Origin of the sequence: Thalassospira permensis NBRC 106175 (assembly GCF_000714555.1) — a bacterium.
GTDB classification, from domain to species: Bacteria; Pseudomonadota; Alphaproteobacteria; order Rhodospirillales; family Thalassospiraceae; genus Thalassospira; species Thalassospira xiamenensis.
Genome location: NZ_AUNC01000045.1, coordinates 28519 through 47378, shown reverse-complemented (window position 1 = coordinate 47378; position 18860 = coordinate 28519). Strand labels below are relative to the sequence as shown.

Genomic DNA, 18860 nt, shown 5'->3' with positions numbered 1-18860 from the left:
CTGTCCCTTTGGTTTCATTTACCGATTTCTTTAAATATGATCCGTCGTTTGTATAAACGCCGCCATCAAAGCTTGGTTCCGGTCGATGATATGTTCAGGATATCTGCTTTTCATCCCCAACAAGATCGGCGCGGATGTTGCCCGCCAGTGCAAGGCGCAAGGCATTGACGATCGCAATGACATCAATCCCTTCCTGCAGCACGGCACCAGCCACCGGACTGATGTAGCCAAAGGCAGCAAAGCCCATGGCAAAGATCGATAACACCATACCACCGATCACACTTTGCAGCAGAATGCGCCGCATGGTCATGCTGATGTGAAACAGTTCGTCAACCGCCTGAAGCGAACTTTCGGGGATCACGGCACCGGCGGCCTCGGCCGTTACAGAACTGTGTTTACCAAAGGCGATACCAACGGTTGCCACCGCCAGCGCGGGCGCATCATTAATGCCATCCCCCATGAAAAGCGTGGGCGCAAGCGCCGTTTCGCGCCGCACGATTTCAACCTTTTGCTCCGGACTTTGTGAGGCAAGACTCTCATCAATGCCAAGCAGCTTTGAAAGATGGCTGACCTCGCTTGCGCGATCCCCTGACAGAAGCATGACCTTGTTGAAATTATGAACCGGCCCGAGATGCCCGACGAAATTCCTGCCATCGGCACGCGGGCTATCGCGGAAACGCAATGTCGCACCATAGGCGCCATCAATCATGATCACGCATTCAAGTCCGCTTGCATCGGGCGGCAGGATTTCGGCCATGGCCGGGTCACTTGCAATCAGCTTTTTGCGGTGGGTCACAGCAATCTCCTGACCATCCACCGCCCCGACCAGCCCCTGCCCGGGCTTTTCTGATACTCGAGCCACATCGCCAAGCGCCAGTTTGCGGCTTTCTGCCGCTGCCAGCACCGCGGTTGCCAGCGGATGTTTTGAATATCGTTCAAGACTGGCGGCCAGACGCAAAACCTCGTTCGCGCCATGACCGCTGGCGGGCAGAACTTCGACCAGTTCAGGTCGGCCATATGTCAGTGTTCCGGTTTTATCAAAAATTGCCGTTTTACATGTCGGCAACCGTTCCAGAACCGTCGGATCGCTGATCACTATGCCCCGTCTGGCGGCCATGGAAATCGCGCTCATGATCGTGATCGGAATGGCAATCAAAAGCGGACACGGCGTTGCCACGACCAGGACTGCCAGAAACCGCACGGAATCACCGCTCAGATACCAGGCGATAAAAGCAACCAGCAAAGCAAACGGGGCGAACCACGCCCCGATCTGATCCCCGATCCGGCGAATTTTCGGGCGTTTCTGTTCGGCTTCCTGCATGACCTGCATGATCTGGGCATAGCGTGACTCACTTGAAAGCCTCTCCGCCCGAATGACCAGAACCGCATCTCCGTTGATCGCACCTGAAAGCACCGATGCCCCTGGTGCCTTTGCCACAACAAACGGCTCCCCGGTCAGGTAACTTTCATCCATGGAGCCATGACCATCGACGACCACCCCATCGACCGGGGCAGTATCATGCGGGAAAATCGCAATCAGATCACCGACCACGATGTCATCAAGGCTGATGTCGGTAATGTTTTCGCCGTCTTTGCGATGCGCCACACGCGGCATCCGATCAGCAAGCGCATTTAACGCGGAAGATGCCTTGCGCATGGCAAATGCTTCAAGAACCTGCCCACCGCTCAGCATCAGGATAATCAGCGCCGCTGCCAGATATTCGCCCAACACCACACCGGTGACAAAGGCAATCACCGCCAGAAAATCCGCACCGAAATCCCGGGCAAGCGCCTTTTGCACGATTTCAAAAATCAAAACCCCACCGCCCAGTGCAATCACTGCAAAAAGTGGCCAATCCATCGCGGCATGCCCGAAAACCGGTACAGAGATCGAAACCGGTATCAAGGCAAAATGGGTGACAATGCCGACCACGGTCAAAATCAGAACCGCCCGGTTAAGACGAACCGTAGACCATATGGGCGTTTTCTGTTCTGGCACACCACCGTGCTGATAGGCAGGCATAGGGGGTTCTCCGCAAATGACCAAAGCAGGTAATGAAGCCTAGCCTCAAACAGGAGTTTTACCGAAAACTATTTGCAAACCGCATGCAGGAAGATTTGCCAACCTTCGTCACAACCGGCGTTTCGAAATCTGAGACAAAATTTTTTGGCTTTCAGAATGCCAAAACACTGTTGGTGCAATTCGTCGCAACCAAGTCAAATCAGCGAATTTCAATTGTTATAGGAACGATTATAAAAAATTGCTGATAAGTGGTTCACACCAAGAGGTTTTGACACTCCGCCTTCAAGGGATTATTGAAGGCAGGTATCTTTCCGGAATGGATTGAAAGCCGTGATCAGAACCCGCCAGATATATTCGGCACTCAGACGCAGCCTGTCGGTTGCTGTCGCGTGCTTTTTGCTGGCAAACGCCCTGATGTTCGGCTTTATGCATGCGCCGGTCGCGCTTGCCAATACCCCGGCCGCTGTCGGGGGCAACGCCGATCAGAACTTTATCCCGCTGATCATCTGTACCGCCAATGGCATCAAGACGATATCTGTCCCGGCTGGTGCAACAGAAGAAGGCGGTTCTTCCCCTCATTCCAGTGCCTATGAAGGATTCCAATGCGCGATTTGCGGCCTTGGCAATCATGCGGTCGGCCTGCCCGTCGAACCGGAATTGCCATTGATCCATCGCGTGCGGATGTCCAATGCGGTCACCGCCCTTCATATCACGGCACGCCTGCATGATTTCTGTCCGATTGCGGCATCGCCCCGCGCCCCGCCCTTTCTCGTCTGAGTGTCTCCCGACCTGATGGATGATGTCCGTTGCCCTTACTGGCCCCGGACCGCCCAGCGTGGTCAACTTCAGATTAATTGAGTTCCGGGTAGGGATCATCGGGCCAATGCGCCCGTATCCCGACAGACCCGCGACCGAATTGGGGATATCGTGATGCCAAACGCATCGGCTCATGCCAAAAATGCGCCCAAAGGGACAAGCAGCCTTTATCGCGCTGTCTGGCGCTGGCATTTCTATGCCGGACTTTTTGTTCTGCCTTTTATGAGTCTTCTGGCCGTCACTGGTGCGGCCTATCTTTTCCGTGACGAAATTGATGACTGGGTCTATTCCGACCTGAAATTCGTCAATGTTCTGGATGTAACGTCACTTCCGATCAGCACACAGGTTGATGCCGTGCGCTATTTCGTCGGGGACAAACCGGTCAAAATCATCACGCCGACCTCGCCGGACCGTAGCACCGAAATCGTCATTGCCACATCGGCTGGTGATCGCCGGTCGGTTTATGTCGATCCCTATACCGGGCTGGTGCTAGGATCGATGCCAGATCGCGGCACGATCATGTGGCTGATCCGCCGCATTCACAGTCTGGCCGAATTTGGTACCGTTACTAATTACCTGATCGAAATCGCCGCGGGATGGAGCATCCTTCTGGTCGCGACAGGCACCTATCTTTGGTGGCCGCGTGGCAATCAAAGCGGCGGCGTTCTAACCGTGCGCGATACCCCGGCGCGTCGGCGCTGGTGGCGCGATGCCCATGCGGTTACCGGCATTTTCGTTGGCTTCTTTATCGTGTTTCTGGCCGCGACCGGCATGTTCTGGTCTGTATTCTGGGGTAAATATGCCAACGAATTCGCCAATGGTACGCCGAGCGGCTATCCATCGGGTGTTCGCGTCGATGTGCCCCTTTCGACCGTCCCGATGATCAAGGCTTTTGGTGAAACCGGCTGGACCACCGAGAACGCCCCAATCCCGTTATCGGTTGATGGCACGTCAACTGCCAATGGTGGCACACCAACTCCGTTTGGTATAGATGCCGCCGTGGCAAAGTTCGCGGAACTTGGCATTGCGCCCGGCTATGCGATTTCATTGCCAAGCAGTGAAACCGGTGTTTACAGCGCATCAATCTATCCCGATGACCTGTCCCAGCAGCGCGTCATTCATCTGGACCAATATTCAGGTCGGCCTTTGATTGATATGGGATATCAGGATTACGGCATCTTTGGCCGGATCATGGAATGGGCGATCAATGTCCATATGGGTCAGGAATACGGGGTGATCAACCAGATTGTCCTGATGATTGTCTGTGCCGCGATTGTCTTTATGGCTGTTTCGGGCGGGGTGATGTGGTGGAAACGCCGCCCGGCCGGATCGCTGGGCATACCGCCCTTGCCGCGCCGGACAAAAAGCCTGGTCGGGGTGACGGCGATCCTTGCGATTGGCGGAATCATTTACCCGGTCGTCGGTGTATCCATGCTGGTGATCTGGTTCCTGGACTGGCTGTTTGTGGCCCGCCCCGCCCGTGCATTGCGCGTGGCCTGAAGGTTCGACAATGCAAACCAGCCGTCCGGCTGGACAAAATATCTGGTGTCGATACGCGGCACCCCGCAACGTGCCGCGTATCTCCCTTGTGCCATCGGGAGTTCCCCATGAACAACGAAGACGCCTTGAAACATCTTGAGAAACTTGCTGAAAACCCGGCCCTTGATATGGGGGCCAATGCCGCCATCGGGCACCACGAAGAGGAAGGCGAATATATCTATCGCATCCTGTCGGGCCTTGTGATGCAATGTCATTATGCCGAAGATGGCGAACGTCAGGTCTGCCGCGTGTTCCGCCCCGGTGATCTGATCGGGCTTGAAACGGTTGTCGAACCGGGTCTTTCACTGATCAGCGAAACCTTGACGCCGACGGTCCTGATGCGCATTCCGGTTGCGCGCATCCGAATGGCACAGGCGACCAATCCCGAACTGCAACAGGCGATCCTGCGGCTGCTCGCACGCGAGGTTGTCGATGGCTATAACTGGAAGGTCAATCTGGGGACCGGATCGGCGATGCGCCGGATTTGCCGTTTCCTGCTCTGGAGTGCCAAGGATGATCACTGCCCGCTGCCGACACGCGACAAGCTGGGCAGCATCATTGCCACAACCACCGAAACCGCAAGCCGCATGATTGCCGATCTTCGCCGTCAGGGTGTTTTGCGCAAAAGCCGGTCACGCCCGTCAACGGTCGTGATCGACCGGGATCGCGTGCGCCAGAAGGCCGGTGATTTCTGGGACCACCGCGCCGCGTGATAACGGACGAAACCTGTTGAAAACCGGGAATGCGGTCGCCTGCATGATCAGTGCGGCCGCGTGTTCCCGCCAAAGGACACATCGAACGGCATGGTCACATTCGATTTCAACAGCATTTCAAAATCGCTGGCAGGGATCGGCTTGCTGAAATAGAAGCCCTGTACCTCATCAACGCCTTCAGAGACGATGCGTTCCAGTTGCATTTCGGTTTCGATCCCTTCGACATTGACCGCCATGCCAAACGACCGCGCCAGGAACACCACCGCGCGCACAATCGCGGCATTGCCATCGCGGCTGTCGAGGTCGATGATAAACGACCGGTCTATCTTGATCTTGTCGACCGGGAATCGTTTCAGATAGGCCAGCGATGAATAACCTGTGCCGAAATCATCAATTGCAATCCGGATGCCCTGATTTCGCAAAATGCCAAGCGTGATCGCCGCTTCGCGCGGGTTATCCATCACCGCACTTTCAGTGACTTCAAACTGCAGCTGGGTCGGGTTCAAACGCGACCGTTCCAGAACATCGCCGACACTTTCAATCAGGTCTTCGTGCCGGGCAAGCTCCAGCGGCGACAGATTGACCGAAATCGTCAGTTCGCCATATCCGGCATCGAGCCATCGCCGGGTCTGTTTGCAAGCCTGATTAAGCACCCAATGGCCAACATCGGCAATGATGCCCATGCGTTCGGCCACAGGAATGAAATCGACCGGGCTGACCTGCCCGCGGGACGGATGGAACCAGCGCACCAGCGCCTCCATTCCGATGATCTTGTGGTTCGCGATATCAATAATCGGCTGATAGAACAGCTCCAGCTCGTCATTTTCAATCGCATGACTAAGGTCGCGTTCAAGCGCCTTGCGTTCCTGCACTTCGACCTGCAAACGCGGTTCGAAGAAATGATACCGGTTACGTCCTTCGGCCTTGGAACAATAAAGCGCCAGATCGACATTGCGGAACAGGTCCTTTTCATCGCGCCCGTCCTGCGGGAACATGCAGATACCGACCGATGTCGATGCCTGCACCTCGTTCCCGTCCAGCATGAAGCGTTCCGAAACCCGTTCAATCAGGCGCTGTGCAACAAGGGTCACTTCCTCGACCGTGCCCGGATCATGGATCAGGACGGCAAATTCATCCCCGCCAAGGCGCGCGACCACATCCTCGTTTCGCAGACAAACCCGCATGCGTTCCCCAACCCCCTGTAAGAGCAGGTCGCCGATGGGATGCCCAAGCGTATCATTGATGTCTTTGAAGTTATCCAGATCAAACAGCATCAGCACGAAACTGCGCTTTTCATGCTTGCCACGCTTGACCGCGGCTGCAAGGCGTTCCTGAAACAGGGTGCGGTTCGGAAGTCCGGTCAATCCGTCATGATGGGCCAGAAACTGGATACGTGCTTCGCTGCGTTTGCGGTCGGTGATGTCGGTGATCGATCCTTCGATCAGAACCGGAACACCTTTGTCATCGCGTACCAGTCGTGCATTTTCTTCGACCCAGATGATCTTGCCGTCGCGTCGGCGCATCTCGGCCTCAAACCCCTGAACCACGCCATCGCGCATAAGCTTTCCCGTCAGGCGCAAACGATTGGTCGGGTTCAGGTAACATTGCGAAAACCCGGCTTGGGACACCAGCAATTCATCGGCACTGTCATAGCCAAGGATCGATACGAAGGCCGGATTGGCAGACAGGATATCGCCAAGCGGGCGGCTCTGATAAAGACCTTCGGCGGAATTTTCGAAAATGCCGCGATATTTTTCTTCGGCCCGGCGAAGGGCACGTTCGACCGACAGCTTTTCGGTCACATCCTGCCCGATGCAGATCACGCCCGATACGTCGCCATCCTCGCCGAAATGCGCACGCGCATTCCATTGCAACAGGCGAACCTCGCCATCGCGGCGCCGGAATGAAATGACTTCGTCCTTGATGATCTCGCCGGAAATCAGGCGTTTGATCCCCTGACGCACCTGATCGCGTTCACCGTCAAGCAACAGGAAATCAAAGAAATTCTGCCCGGCGGCTTCCATCCAGGAAAAGCCGAATGTCCATTCGCATTCACGGTTATATTCCAGAATGCGACCTTCGCTATCAAGGAACAGGATCACGCTGCCTGCGGTCTGGACCAGCGCGCGATAACGTTCCTGACGGCGGCGCAGATCATATTCCGCCTGACGACTTTTGGTGATGTCGGTAACCGTGACGCTATAACCCAGAAGCGATCCACCTTCGCCACGAATTTCGGTGGCATTGATCCGCACCCAAAGCTGGCTGCCATCCTGACGGCGCATTTCGATATCGCGCGCCTGAATACCTGCCCCCGATACGAGGTCGCGACGCAAATCCCGTAAATCCTCGGCCCGGGCATAAAACTTTTCGCTATTGGCAATATAGGCCTGTCGCAATTCGCGAACATTGTCATAGCCAAACAATGTCGCGGCTTCTTCGTTCACACTGGTCAATGTGCCATCGGCGGCCAGATCGATAATACCGTGCACCGCATGTTCAAGGGCACGGCGATAGCTTTCCTCGCGGGTGCGTTCCTGCCCGAAAAGTGCAATCGCATCCTGTGTCGGCAACGGCATGCGTTGCCACTGATAAATCCGCTGCCCGTAATGCACGGTGCGGATGTCATCCCAGTCGGCGATGTTTTCGCCGTCTTCGATCAGAGCACGCTGGCCAGATGGTTTAGTCAGCGACAATGCACCAGGCAGCCCCATTTCAAGGGCGGCCTGCTCGGCTGCCTTGTTGGAGAATCGCAAACCGCCGTCACGCTCCACCACCAGAACCGGCTGTGGCGAAATCAAAACCCCGGTACCAGTCGTCGCATCTGCGTCCTGAAGGGCGATGATCCGGATGAAAACCTGTCCGGAGAGTGAAAGCTGCCAGGCAAAGAATTGGACATCCCGGCCATCAATTTTATCGACACGCGAAAAATATCCGACGGCATTTAGGGCCTCGGCACTGATTTCACGGATATTTTGGGCGATTTCGGGATGGGTATCAATCTTGTGCCAGGTATCATCGGCAAGGTCGGGTGAAATCGTCTGCGCCCATGGCGCATTGACAAGAAGGCTCTCGCCGATGGGATCATAAACCCCCGACGGGACACGAAGATGCCCAATCAACGCCGCAAGAGTCCCCGCAGCATTGCTTGAAATGATAACTCCCATACCCGGCTTATTCGTCATTTTTGTTATCGCTGCGAGACCATAACTTTTACCCCATGCGCTGCAAAGGCCTATTTTATTCCCAAGAGAGAATGCGATGCGTTCTTGACGCTAACATGTTGTAATTTTTTAAGCATCCCCTTCGGTTCACAGCCCCTGCACATGCATGCGCAGCAAGCCCCCCTGTGTTCCGACGCCCAAAGGATGCGCCACATTTCACTACGCAATCATTAAAATCGTGAATATTTAACCGGTTAACTGTTGCCGGGGATCAAATACCGTCTTAGGTTCTATGTTCATCGGAGTTGTCACACGCCATCAACCGGTGCGTCGACGTTTCGCGGGAATACCCGTTAACGGTCAGTCACCCGGAAAAGGAGTAATCATCGTGATCTCACATCAGGACGCCTTGATTTACACAATGGTTATGGTTTCGGCCTCGGATAACGACATCACCGATGCGGAACTGTCCGCAATGGGGCGTCGGGTTCGCTATCTTCCGATTTTTGCCGGCTTTGACAATGACGGTGTCACCGCGGTTGCGCGCGATTGCGCCAAACTGCTTGCCGAAGAAGACGGCCTGGACAGCACGCTGGACATGATCCGCGAAGCCCTGCCGCGCAAATTGCGCGAAACCGCTTATGTCTTTGCCTGCGAAATTGTCCTGTCGGACAGCGAAATCAGTCAGGAAGAACTTCGTATTCTCGAACTGATACGTCATCGGCTCGATATTGACCGCCTTGTGAGTGCCGCGATTGAACGCGCCATGGCCGCGCGATATGTCCGCCCCGGCGAGTTTTAGGCAATCGCGCAAAGACGGCACAGAACGACCACATAATTTCCATTCCGACGACATAGCGTCGGCCGATAACGACGGAAACCGAACGAAACGCGCATAAAACCGGGCAACGCCCTGAATTGCTGCTTTCTTTGTCAGACCGCCATGTTATGGCCGCACTTGCGATTTGACTGCCGCCCGCCCGGTTCAACCAGCCGGGATGTTTTTGATCGTCTGATCGCTTTTTGACCGTCACATCGAAGGCCCACGCGTTGGCCAAAACGAAGGAACACCGTTATGACCGCACTTGCCGGGGAAAACATCGCATTCATCGGTTTGGGACTGATGGGCCGTCCTATGGCGCTCAATCTCGAAAAAGCAGGGGCGATCCTGACCGTCAATACGCGCAATCCCGAAACGCTCAATGCCTTTGACGATCTGGGCGTTGCCACCGCGCCCACCCCGGCCGATGCAGCGGCGAATGCAGATATCGTCATCATCTGTGTCGCCAATACCGAAGCCCTTGAAAACGTGCTGCTTGGCGAGGATGGCGTGATTGACGGCATGGAAGAAGGCACCATCGTTGTCGACATGGGCACGACCGCCATCGACGCCACACGGCGCTTTGCCGATGCCGTCGAAGAAGCCGGCGGTCACTGGATCGATGCCCCGGTATCAGGCGGAACACACGGGGCTGAAAACGGTGCGCTCACCATCATGGTCGGTGCCGAAGAAGAAGATTTTCAACGTGTGCAGCGTGTCTTTGGCGTGCTTGGATCACGCGTCACCCATGTCGGTGAAATCGGATCCGGCCAGATCGCCAAGGCCGCCAACCAGATGATCGTTGGCATCACCATCGGTGCGATTGCCGAAGCCTTTTCCATGGCCGACGAAGCCGGGGTCGATCTTGGCAAATTGCGCTCCGCACTGACCGGCGGATTTGCGGATTCCGCGATCCTGCAAAAGCACGGCGAACGCATGATCGAACGCAATTTCGAACCAGGTGGCAAGGTCGTGACCCAGCGCAAGGACCTGTATCAGGCGCTTGAATTTTCCGAAGGCGAACTGGGCCTTGAACTGCCCTTCTCGCGGCTCGCCCTTGAACTTTACGAAGAACTGATCGAAATGGGCGGCGGCGATCTTGACCATTCCGCCCTGATCAAGATTTACGAAGAAGAATGACACGCAAAAAGCAGGGTGTCCTTGGGCGATCCTGCTTTTTCCAAGCCAGACAGCGCCTCATCCTGGCAGATGCGATCCCATTCGGTACAGGTAAAGCATATCCGATCCCGACTGCATCGGGACTTCGCCAAAGGCCTGCCAGCCTGGAATGGCAAAAGCGCGTGAAATCACAATCCCGCCCGGTGTCATCCGCTGGCTTAACACATCGCCGACATCGGCCATCACCCGCGGGTCAAGGAAGCACACCACAACATCCCCCGGATTCTGATCGCGCTTTCTGAAGTCCGCGCGCACCAGCGACAGGTTTTCAAGCTGTGCCAGCCGCGCGCGAATGCGGCTGACCGCATAGGGTAGCGGCGATAACTCAATCCCGGTCACCGTTATATCGGGTCGGGCACGCGCGATATTGATCGCCAGATCGCCCCATCCCGATCCGAAATCCGTCACCCGGCAGGGTTCCTTGGGAAGATAGGATATGATTTCGTTGCGTACCTTGCGGCCACTTGGCATCGGCACCGCACGCAACCGGATGGCATAGACCACGATCAGTGCTGTAACGACGCCAAGAATGACGAGGATGGATAATTCGCTCATGGGCCTGCTAACCAATCTTTCTGATCTGTGCTAGGTTGGTGTCTTACTCCTGCCACAGGGCATTGTCCCCGGCAAGTTTTCACCCATCCAAGCGGGACAACCATCGCGCCATGAGCCAAGACGCAAGCAACCGTATCGACGAACTCGAAATCCACATCGCCCATCTCGAAAGCTCGATACATGACATGTCCGACATGATCAAATCGCAGTGGGACCGGATCGACCTGCTGGAACGGCGCAACAAATTAATGGCCGAAGATATAAAACGGCTTGTCGATTTTCTGCGTACATCACCAGAAGATGATGCACCTCCGCCTCATTATTAATGGTGCCATGAACTGGCCCCGCCAACCCCAGAGATGCCCTTGACCAATCCCTATCTCGACATCCCGGTGTTCGACGATTTCGCCAAGGTTCTTGACCCATCGATTTATCGCGAACTGCCCGATGACTGGTGGGTTGGCACATCCGATATCGTCGGATCGACCAAGGCGGTCGAAGCAGGCCGTTACAAGGAAGTCAATATGGTCGGCGCGTCGGTCATTGCCGCAGCCACCAATGCCATCGGACATTCGGATTTTCCATTCATCTTTGGCGGGGACGGTGCCGCGATTGCCTGCCCACCCGACAAAGTTCCCGCCGTTCGGGATGCCCTTGCCGCGACCGCCATCTGGGCAAGCGAAGAACTGGGTTTTGATTTGCGGGTTGCCTTGGTCCGCATCAACGAAATCCGAAAAAGTGGTCACAATGTCCGGGTTGCCCGTTTTCTCGCATCAAAAAAGCTGGCCTATGCGGTATTTTCCGGGCGCGGCATTTCCTGGGCCGAAGAACAGATGAAACAGGGCCATAACCTGATTACCCCGGCACCGTCTGGCACGCAGCCCGATCTGACCGGACTTTCGTGCCGATGGTCGCCGATCCGGGCCGAGGATGGATGCAAAATCCTGTCACTAATCATGCTGCCCCGCGATGATCGAGCCCGTTTTGACCGTTGCGCAACCGCCCTGTTTGGCATCCTTGAACAGGACCGTCGCGACAGCAATCCGGTCCCGGAATCCGGCCCCGATTTCCGGATTGACTGGCAAAGCCTGCGCCTCGAAGCACTGGCAACACAGGGAACCGAAGGATCAAAACTGCGCGCATGGTGCAAGGCGCTTTTCGTCTCCTGCGTTGCCCTGTTTCTGTTCAAAACTGGCCGGAATCTTGGCGATTTCGATCCGGTGCATTATCGCGAACAAACCAAACTCAATACTGATTTCCGACGCTTTGGCGATGGTATATGGCTGACTGTCAATTGCACAGCACCACAAACAGAACAAATCGAAACGTTGCTGTCGGATGCCGAAAACAATGGTGATATCTGGTTTGGGATAAAACAGCAGGACGAAGCACTGATGACCTGCATCGTTCCCGATATTGCAACGGACTCCCACCTGCATTTCCTAGATGGAGCCGATGGCGGTTACACCGCGGCGGCCAGCATCTGCAAAGCAAAGATGAAAAAGCTTCCGACACAACCAGCTCATGCAGAACTCGCATCAACTTAACGATACCGATGCTTTTCTTGCATCAATAGCCGATTTGCGCGATCCTGAACCATCTTTTGTGACAACAGGTGACCGTCATGGATACCCGCGAACTTCAGGCATTGATTGCCGTGGCCGATGAAAAATCCTTTCATGGGGCGGCGGCCCACCTTGGCCTGACGCAGCCCGCTATCACGCGCCGCATCCAGCGCCTTGAAGAACGCATTGGCACACAGCTTTTTGACCGGTCATTGAAACCATTGCAACCAACCCCTGCCGGGCATCGTGCATTGGCCGAAGCCCGTGATCTTTTGCGCCGCCTTAACGGTTTCACCGAAAGCATCACCGGCAACAATGCCGTGACGGGCCCCTTCCGCCTTGGCGTCAGCCACGGGGCAGCGCCTCTGCTGGCAGCACGTGAACTGCGCGACCTGCACACACGTTTTCCTGACATGTCGCTTACGATCAAAAGCGGCTGGTCAAGCGAGCTGTTGCCGCTGATGCGGCGGGGTGAAATTGATGCCATGCTGTCGCTGGATGGTCCACATGGCACAATCGGTGGGACCGATGTCCGAGATATTCCGGCAAGTCTGCGCGCGCAAAAGCTTCTTGATGACCAAATCGTTGCCATCGGACCACGATCGGCCAAACACCACCCGAAAAACATTGCCGAACTGGCCGAACATCCAATGGTTCTGATGCCGGATGGCTGTACTTTCCGGGCACTTGGAAATGCGTGGGCGCGTCAGAACGGGGTACAGTTCAAGTCCGTGCTCGAAGTTTCCGCCCTTGAATTGCAGATCGAAATGGTTGCCGCCGGTGCGGGATACGGCATCATGGCACGGCGGTTCTGCATGCACAGTCCGGCGGCAAACCGCATTCGCATCCTTGATATTCCAGGCATGAACTGGAATATGGGGATCATGCTGATCCGCCGTCAGGCCAATACCGATCTTGATGATATCATTGATACCGTTGGCAAAATTGTCGTCGAAGCCGGAGCGATATCCGATCCGCTGCCAGATAATAATGCGCAAATGTTATCAGTACAATAACCCGAATGAATTGGACGCATTACACCATCGCGTTCAAAATCGGAACAATTATTGAAATCCGCTCCGGAGTAACCCGATGAGCCCCACTCTTCGCACCGCCAAGTGGTTTCCCTGGCTTGTTCTTGTCGCTGGCTGTCTTGTCCTGGCAGTCAATCTTGGCATCCGCCCGTCGCTTGGCCTGTTCATCCCCGATATGCTGACCGCCACGGGCTGGAGTGCCTCGACCTTTGGTCTGGCCTTTGCCATTCAGAACCTGATGTGGGGTGTTGCCGCCCCGATTGCCGGTGCCCTTGCCGATCGCTATGGCACAACCCGCACCCTGATCGGCGGGGCGCTGTTTTATGCGCTGGGTCTGTATCTCATGGGGACTTCGACCTCCCCACTTGAACTGCATCTGACATCAGGCTTCCTGATCGGGGCGGGTGTCGGTGCGACCAGTTTCCCGGTCATTCTGGCCGCTATCAGCCGCGCCTTTCCGCCGAACAAACGCAGCTTCGCCCTTGGTCTGGCATCCGCCGGGGGATCGGTCGGCCAGTTTGTCATGGCCCCGACAACCCAGTTTCTTAATGACGGTTATGGCTATGTCACCGCCCTTGCAATTCTTGCCGTCATGTCGATGATCATCGTGCCCTTTGCCTTTGCGCTTACCGGCAAGGCCGAGGCCCATGGCCCCAATTCAGGTGGTGTCGATCTTGGACCGACCGGGCTGGTCGCGGCCTTCCACGAGGCGCGCAAACATCGCGGTTTCCTGCTGCTCAATGCCGGTTTCTTTGTTTGCGGCTTCCATATCGCGGTGATCGCAACCCACCTGCCAACCTTTACCCAGCTTTGCGGGTTACCCGGTTCGGTCGCGGCACAGGGGCTTGCGATTGTTGGCCTGTTTAACATTGTTGGCACCCTGACGGCCGGTTGGGCGGGCGGCAAATGGCGAAAAAAATGGAGCCTGTCGTTTATTTACGGCATGCGAGCACTGGTCATTCTACTGTTCATGCTTGCCCCCAAAACCGCCGAAACCATCTGGCTGTTTTCTGCCCTGATGGGAGCGCTTTGGCTGTCGACCGTGCCGCTAACCAGTGGCCTCATCGTACAGGTTTTCGGCCCGCGCTATATGGCGACCCTGTTTGGCATTGTGATGCTGTCCCATCAGATCGGCGCATTCTTTGGCGCATGGATGGGCGGGATCATCTTTGATATGACCGGCAGTTTCGATGGCGTCTGGATCACGTCGATTGCGCTGGGCATCTTTGCAGCCCTTGTCCATATGCCGATTGACGACAAGGCCCTGCGTTCGGAAGCAACCGCGTAAATCGTTGTCATCTTCTGCCTTTAACAGAGCGCCGCCGCATCCCGCATGCTGCGGCGCTTGATCCCTCTTTTCCCTCTCGTTCATTTGGGTTAAAACCCGCTGATGGACAGACCGATTTACATGACCCCCGAAGGGCTTGCCGCCCTTCGCGCCGAACTTGATCACCTGTGGAAAAAGGAACGGCCCGAAACCGTTGCAGTGGTTTCATGGGCGGCAGGTAATGGCGACCGGTCGGAAAATGGCGATTACATCTATGGCAAGAAGCGCCTGCGCGAAATTGATCGCCGGGTGCGCTATCTGCGCAAACGGATCGAGGACGCGGTTGTTGTCGACCCGCACGAACAACCCGACCACAGCCGGGTTTTCTTTGGCGCCACGGTTACATATGTGAATGCGCGGGACGAAGAAGTCACCATCCGCATCGTTGGCGAGGACGAGGCCGAAAGCCTCAAAGGCAGAATAAGCTGGATTTCCCCTGTCGCCCGCGCCCTGATGAAGGCCGGTGTCGGCGACGTCGTCACGTTGCGCACCCCGGCGGGCGAGGACGAGCTTGAAGTCCTAAAAATCAGCTATCCGACTGCATAACCCGTCGGTTCTGTGACCGCAATTTCATACCCATCCGGATCACGGATAAAAAACTGATGCGTGCCGTCCTCAAGCTCCGTCACCGGCTCTGGCTTGAACCCGGCATCGTTTAGCGCGTCAAACATGCCGTCAACATCATTGCATTCCAGATACCAGACCAGCCCGGCAAAGGATGGTCGCATCCGGCGCTCTTCATGCGAAACACCGCCATGCGCGGCAAGCATCAAACGGATTCTGGTATCCCCGTCACCTGCCTCTAGCATCGCCCAGACCGGTTGCTCATCCAGATCGGACAAGGTACGCGCCACCACCTCAAACCCCAGCAAACGGTAAAACCCGATGCTGCGGTTGATCTCGGCAACGTTTAAAAGCGGTGTGGCGGCTGTGATCATCATGATCCTGTTAAACGCAAAATCGAGGCACGATTATGCCCGCCTGAGCCACACGCGTATAGCCCTACCGCGCCCGACAAGGCCGTCTTCTCACATCCGGCTTTTGACCCGCCTGGTCGGTTCGGCCTGCAACGGGTCGTCGGGCCAGTAATGTTTGGGATACCGTCCCTTCATCTCGGCCTTGACCTGCGCATAGGAGCCGTTCCAGAACCCCACCAGATCAGACGTCACCTGAAGCGGCCTTTGCGCTGGCGACAGCAGATGCAACGTTACCGCCACCTTACCACCAGCAATTTTGGGAGTTTCGGTCGCGCCGAACATTTCCTGCAACCGGACCGGAAGGGCGGGTGTTTCACCGCTATAATCAATGCGGATATGGGATCCGGTCGGCACGGTCCAATGGGTCGGGGCCTGCCGGTCAAGCTCTTGGCGCCTGTTCCAATCAATGCCTGATGTCAAAGCCTCCGCCAGATTGATCTGCCTGAGCTGGTTGCGCTTATTGATCCCGCCAAGATATGGCATCAGCCAATCCTCAAGCCTGCCCAAAAGCGCATCGTCGCCCATATCGGGCCAGTTTTCCGGATCAACCCGGTGCAGGAACGCGATCCGTTCGCGCAGTCCCTCGGCCGCCTTGTCCCAAGGCAGGCAATGCAGGCCAAGGCGACGAATGCCTTCGATCATCGCAGTTGCAATCGCATCCGGTCCGGCTTCGTCACGGGTGGTTTTTTCATCAAGCACCAGCGCGCCGATGCGCCGTTGCCAGCGCGCCTGCACCGCATCGCTTTGCGCATCCCAGAAGACCTCTGTCCCTTCGGAAATCTGATCGGCGAAATGGGTTTCAAGGCTCGCGCGCGATAACGGTGCGGCAAGGTAAATCCTTGCCTCTCGTGCCTGTCCGTCAAGCTCGGCCACCGCGATATAGGGTTCGTTCGCCAACCCATCATCGTTGGCCAGTATCCCGCCACGCCCGCCCGACAGGCGATAACGCGCATCCGTACCCTTGCGCCGCTCGCCAATCCGGTCGGGATAGGCAAAGGCCAGAAGCAACCCGACCTGATCGGCATGATCAACAGGATCATCGGGGCCAGCGGGGTTATGATTGCCCGCTTTGCTGGCCTCTTTCTTCACGGCATCACCCAATCGCCGCGAAAGCTGCCTTGCGGCCTCGGTGATCATTTTCGGGGCCTTTCGGGCCAAAATCGCCTCGACCCTAAGCCGTAAATCCGCGCCGCGACCGCGCATGAAATCGCGATCCGATAACAATGCCGCCAGCGCACAGGCAACCTCGCCCAGTCCAAGGCGCGCCCCACGCAACATCATATGCGCCAAGCGTGGATGCACCGGCAATCCAGCCATCGCGGTGCCCATCGGCGTGATCCGGTTGGCATCGTCAATCGCCTCAAGCCGCCGTAACACATCACGCGCCTGATCGATCTTTGCCCCGTCGGGCTGATCCAGCCAGGGCAGGCTTGCCGGATCAGACACGCCCCACCGCGCGAGTTCCAACGTCAGAGGGGCAAGATCGGCATCGGCAATTTCCGGCGCGGTAAAGGGCGGGCGGGCGCGATGTTCAGCCTCCGCCCATAGGCGATAACACACGCCGGGCTCTAACCGACCGGCACGGCCACGACGTTGTTCGGCACTGGCCTGCGATGATTTGACCGTCACCAGCCGCGTCATGCCCGATGCCGGGCCAAACCTCGGCAAACGCTGCAGTCCGCAATCCACCACCACCCGAATGCCATCTATCGTCAATGACGTTTCGGCAATCGCGGTTGCCAGGACCACCTTGCGCATACCATCTGGGGCCGGCTCAATCGCAATGTCCTGCGCCTTGGTTTCCATCGCCCCATAAAGCGGCGCAATGATCACCGATGGGTCAAGCCCATCTTTCAATGCCGCCTCAACCCGCGTGATTTCGCTCTGTCCCGGCAGAAAGGCCAAGATCGACCCGCTTTCCTCGCGAAGTGCCTGCCTGATCGCCGCCGTCATTTCCCGATCAATCCATGCATCGGGGCGGATTGGAACATATTTTGTCTCGACCGGAAAGGCTCGGCCTTCGCTGGTGATCACCGGGCAGTCGCCCATCAGGGCCGCAATAGGACCGCCATCAAGGGTGGCCGACATCACAACAATACGCAAATCATCGCGAAGGGCGGTCTGCGTTTCCCGCGCCAAGGCCAAACCCAGATCGGCATCAAGCGACCGTTCGTGAAATTCATCAAAAATCACGCACCCAATGTCTGACAGTTCCGGGTCATCCTGGATCATGCGCACCAGAATACCTTCGGTCACGACCTCGATCCGGGTTCTGGTGGAAACCTTGCTGTCAAACCGTACACGATAACCGACCGTCTCGCCCACGCTTTCGCCCAATAACTGCGCCATCCGCCTCGCCGCCGCCCGCGCGGCCAGCCGCCGGGGTTCCAGCATCACGATCTTCTGATCATTGCGCCATGCACTTTCCAGTAACGCCAACGGCACCTTGGTCGTTTTCCCAGCCCCCGGCGGGGCTTGCAAAACCGCGTTGGTAACGGTTTCCAGCACAGCACAAAGGTCGGGCAGAACAGCATCAATCGGAAGGGCGGGAAAGGCTTTGGGCATGAACTGGACTAACAACTACGGCAAGGGCCGGACATTACTGAAGGATTTCATCAAAAGCGCAACAAAATCAGACCAAACGTACCGGCCCCGCATATTTCGCGACCAGATCATCCGATGTCAGAAGCATTATCCCTTCCGATATCGCCTGAGCAACCAGAAGCCGATCAAACGGATCCTTGTGAATAGACGGTAAAGTATCGATCATAAGCGTATGTTCGCCAGTGATCGGCAATTCGGAGTATCCATTATCAATTAACCCTCGACGCAATAGCCGGGCATTCACCCGAAAATCATCTCGCCCCAGCCCGGACTTGATTGCGATTTCCCAAAGACTGGCCGCGCTGAAAAGCAATTCGCTCTCAGCGTTTTCGATCAGATCAACTGCGCCAGATGGAAGCTTTTCCGGTTCTCCTGCCGCCCAAAGGATCAAGTGTGTATCGAGCAAAAGCTTCATCAGCGCAGACCAAACATTTCTTCGATCTCGTCCGATCCCATTCTGTCGAAATCGTCCGGAACCAGAATTTCACCGCGAAGGAATCCCGTCCGTTTGGCAAGGGACTTCTCGGGATCAAACGCAGACATC

Annotated in this window: 17 protein-coding genes and 1 pseudogene; 11 read left to right on the top strand and 7 right to left on the bottom strand. The window is 56.4% G+C overall.

Annotated elements, in window-relative coordinates; genetic code table 11:
• Positions 1-94 precede the first annotated feature (94 nt).
• Positions 95-2023 (bottom strand): heavy metal translocating P-type ATPase, encoded by a 1929-nt coding sequence (locus tag SMB34_RS16935; protein WP_051682372.1) that lies wholly within the window; start codon positions 2021-2023, stop codon positions 95-97.
• 330 nt (positions 2024-2353) lie between these two features.
• Between SMB34_RS16935 and SMB34_RS16925 the strand changes: the two genes are divergently transcribed.
• The 3 genes from SMB34_RS16925 to SMB34_RS16915 all read left to right on the top strand — a co-directional run bounded on the left by SMB34_RS16925 (position 2354) and on the right by SMB34_RS16915 (position 5091).
• Positions 2354-2800, top strand: a complete 447-nt coding sequence (locus SMB34_RS16925) for a DUF2946 family protein (protein WP_240478860.1) — start codon at positions 2354-2356, stop codon at positions 2798-2800.
• Positions 2801-2953: 153 nt separating this feature from the next.
• Positions 2954-4339: a PepSY-associated TM helix domain-containing protein gene (locus tag SMB34_RS16920; protein ID WP_037991825.1), complete on the top strand. Its 1386-nt coding sequence runs from the start codon at positions 2954-2956 to the stop codon at positions 4337-4339.
• Between the two features lie 107 nt (positions 4340-4446).
• Positions 4447-5091, top strand: a complete 645-nt coding sequence (locus SMB34_RS16915; protein WP_007090467.1) for a Crp/Fnr family transcriptional regulator — start codon at positions 4447-4449, stop codon at positions 5089-5091.
• A gap of 47 nt (positions 5092-5138) precedes the next feature.
• Here the strand turns inward: SMB34_RS16915 and SMB34_RS16910 are convergent, their stop codons facing one another.
• The gene (locus SMB34_RS16910; protein WP_240478859.1) at positions 5139-8276 is read right to left on the bottom strand and encodes a sensor domain-containing protein; all 3138 of its coding nucleotides are present in this window, start codon (positions 8274-8276) and stop codon (positions 5139-5141) included.
• 367 nt (positions 8277-8643) lie between these two features.
• Between SMB34_RS16910 and SMB34_RS16905 the strand changes: the two genes are divergently transcribed.
• The 3 genes and pseudogenes from SMB34_RS16905 to SMB34_RS21535 all read left to right on the top strand — a co-directional run bounded on the left by SMB34_RS16905 (position 8644) and on the right by SMB34_RS21535 (position 10215).
• Positions 8644-9057, top strand: coding sequence for a tellurite resistance TerB family protein (locus SMB34_RS16905; protein WP_007090469.1), 414 nt, complete (start codon positions 8644-8646; stop codon positions 9055-9057).
• 255 nt (positions 9058-9312) lie between these two features.
• Positions 9313-9819 (top strand): annotated as a pseudogene (locus SMB34_RS21540) (NAD(P)-dependent oxidoreductase); the annotation flags it as partial.
• Positions 9802-10215, top strand: a complete 414-nt coding sequence (locus tag SMB34_RS21535; RefSeq protein ID WP_255356857.1) for an NAD(P)-dependent oxidoreductase — start codon at positions 9802-9804, stop codon at positions 10213-10215. The pseudogene SMB34_RS21540 and the gene SMB34_RS21535, both read left to right, overlap by 18 nt.
• Positions 10216-10272: 57 nt before the next feature.
• Here SMB34_RS21535 and SMB34_RS16895 read toward each other — a convergent pair whose 3' ends face one another.
• Positions 10273-10809 carry a class I SAM-dependent methyltransferase gene (locus tag SMB34_RS16895; RefSeq protein WP_037991820.1) on the bottom strand — a complete coding sequence of 179 codons (537 nt, stop codon included), beginning with the start codon at positions 10807-10809 and terminating at the stop codon, positions 10273-10275.
• A gap of 110 nt (positions 10810-10919) precedes the next feature.
• Here SMB34_RS16895 and SMB34_RS16890 point away from each other — a divergent pair, with 110 nt between their 5' ends.
• From SMB34_RS16890 to greB, 5 genes are all read left to right on the top strand, one after another.
• Positions 10920-11135 (top strand): SlyX family protein, encoded by a 216-nt coding sequence (locus SMB34_RS16890; protein WP_007090472.1) that lies wholly within the window; start codon positions 10920-10922, stop codon positions 11133-11135.
• A 33-nt stretch (positions 11136-11168) separates the two neighbouring features.
• Entirely contained in the window at positions 11169-12356 is a 1188-nt protein-coding gene (locus tag SMB34_RS16885) for a DUF3095 domain-containing protein (RefSeq protein WP_037991818.1), read from the top strand.
• Positions 12357-12433: 77 nt separating this feature from the next.
• Entirely contained in the window at positions 12434-13390 is a 957-nt protein-coding gene (locus SMB34_RS16880; RefSeq protein ID WP_007090474.1) for a LysR family transcriptional regulator, read from the top strand.
• A 76-nt stretch (positions 13391-13466) separates the two neighbouring features.
• On the top strand, positions 13467-14696 hold the full coding sequence (locus SMB34_RS16875) for an MFS transporter (protein ID WP_037991816.1): 1230 nt from the start codon (positions 13467-13469) through the stop codon (positions 14694-14696).
• Positions 14697-14798: 102 nt separating this feature from the next.
• Complete coding sequence (greB, locus tag SMB34_RS16870; protein ID WP_240478858.1) at positions 14799-15281, top strand: transcription elongation factor GreB; 483 nt, start codon at positions 14799-14801, stop codon at positions 15279-15281.
• Here greB and SMB34_RS16865 read toward each other — a convergent pair.
• From SMB34_RS16865 to SMB34_RS21575, 4 genes are all read right to left on the bottom strand, one after another.
• Positions 15266-15676: a VOC family protein gene (locus SMB34_RS16865; protein WP_037991814.1), complete on the bottom strand. Its 411-nt coding sequence runs from the start codon at positions 15674-15676 to the stop codon at positions 15266-15268. The genes greB and SMB34_RS16865 overlap by 16 nt on opposite strands.
• 87 nt (positions 15677-15763) lie before the next feature.
• Complete coding sequence (gene hrpB, locus SMB34_RS16860) at positions 15764-18277, bottom strand: ATP-dependent helicase HrpB (RefSeq protein WP_037991812.1); 2514 nt, start codon at positions 18275-18277, stop codon at positions 15764-15766.
• Positions 18278-18344: 67 nt separating this feature from the next.
• Positions 18345-18731 (bottom strand): type II toxin-antitoxin system VapC family toxin, encoded by a 387-nt coding sequence (locus SMB34_RS16855; RefSeq protein WP_037991809.1) that lies wholly within the window; start codon positions 18729-18731, stop codon positions 18345-18347.
• Complete coding sequence (locus SMB34_RS21575) at positions 18731-18859, bottom strand: antitoxin of toxin-antitoxin stability system (RefSeq protein ID WP_420823193.1); 129 nt, start codon at positions 18857-18859, stop codon at positions 18731-18733. Before SMB34_RS21575 ends, SMB34_RS16855 begins: the two co-directional genes overlap by 1 nt.
• Between the last annotated feature and the right edge of the window lies 1 nt (position 18860).